This window comes from Vibrio sp. 1557, assembly GCF_033340175.1.
In the GTDB taxonomy this organism is placed as follows: Bacteria; Pseudomonadota; Gammaproteobacteria; order Enterobacterales; family Vibrionaceae; genus Vibrio; species Vibrio alginolyticus.
The window spans coordinates 1-1116 of the sequence record NZ_JAWOVZ010000244.1 but is presented as its reverse complement, the minus strand read 5'-3'; the positions used below and the strand labels follow the sequence as shown (position 1 = coordinate 1116).

General features: G+C 53.5%; 1 protein-coding gene and 1 pseudogene. Both read left to right on the top strand.

From position 1 onward, the window contains the following. The first annotated feature begins 153 nt into the window (after positions 1–153). Entirely contained in the window at positions 154–858 is a 705-nt protein-coding gene (locus R7070_RS26225; protein ID WP_001067855.1) for an IS6-like element IS26 family transposase, read from the top strand. 121 nt (positions 859–979) lie between these two features. Next, positions 980–1116, top strand: a pseudogene (locus R7070_RS26220) (Mph(A) family macrolide 2'-phosphotransferase); the annotation flags it as partial.

Here is a 1116-nt window from a genome sequence, read left to right as displayed (position 1 = left end):
CTTCGTTCCTGGTCGATTTTCTGCCGATCCTCCGGCGCACGCTGACCCGCACCGGCTTTGTCATCGACCACATCCACTACTACGCCGATGGGCACTGTTGCAAATAGTCGGTGGTGATAAACTTATCATCCCCTTTTGCTGATGGAGCTGCACATGAACCCATTCAAAGGCCGGCATTTTCAGCGTGACATCATTCTGTGGGCCGTACGCTGGTACTGCAAATACGGCATCAGTTACCGTGAGCTGCAGGAGATGCTGGCTGAACGCGGAGTGAATGTCGATCACTCCACGATTTACCGCTGGGTTCAGCGTTATGCGCCTGAAATGGAAAAACGGCTGCGCTGGTACTGGCGTAACCCTTCCGATCTTTGCCCGTGGCACATGGATGAAACCTACGTGAAGGTCAATGGCCGCTGGGCGTATCTGTACCGGGCCGTCGACAGCCGGGGCCGCACTGTCGATTTTTATCTCTCCTCCCGTCGTAACAGCAAAGCTGCATACCGGTTTCTGGGTAAAATCCTCAACAACGTGAAGAAGTGGCAGATCCCGCGATTCATCAACACGGATAAAGCGCCCGCCTATGGTCGCGCGCTTGCTCTGCTCAAACGCGAAGGCCGGTGCCCGTCTGACGTTGAACACCGACAGATTAAGTACCGGAACAACGTGATTGAATGCGATCATGGCAAACTGAAACGGATAATCGGCGCCACGCTGGGATTTAAATCCATGAAGACGGCTTACGCCACCATCAAAGGTATTGAGGTGATGCGTGCACTACGCAAAGGCCAGGCCTCAGCATTTTATTATGGTGATCCCCTGGGCGAAATGCGCCTGGTAAGCAGAGTTTTTGAAATGTAAGGCCTTTGAATAAGACAAAAGGCTGCCTCATCGCTAACTTTGCAACAGTGCCGGATTGAATATAACCGACGTGACTGTTACATTTAGGTGGCTAAACCCGTCAAGCCCTCAGGAGTGAATCATGACCGTAGTCACGACCGCCGATACCTCCCAACTGTACGCACTTGCAGCCCGACATGGGCTCAAGCTCCATGGCCCGCTGACTGTCAATGAGCTTGGGCTCGACTATAGGATCGTGATCGCCACCGTCGACGATGG

Excerpts from the sequence above, each read along its gene's own strand:
- R7070_RS26225 (WP_001067855.1), top strand. The coding sequence starts at position 154 with ATGAACCCATTCAAAGGCCGGCATTTTCAGCGTGACATCATTCTGTGG.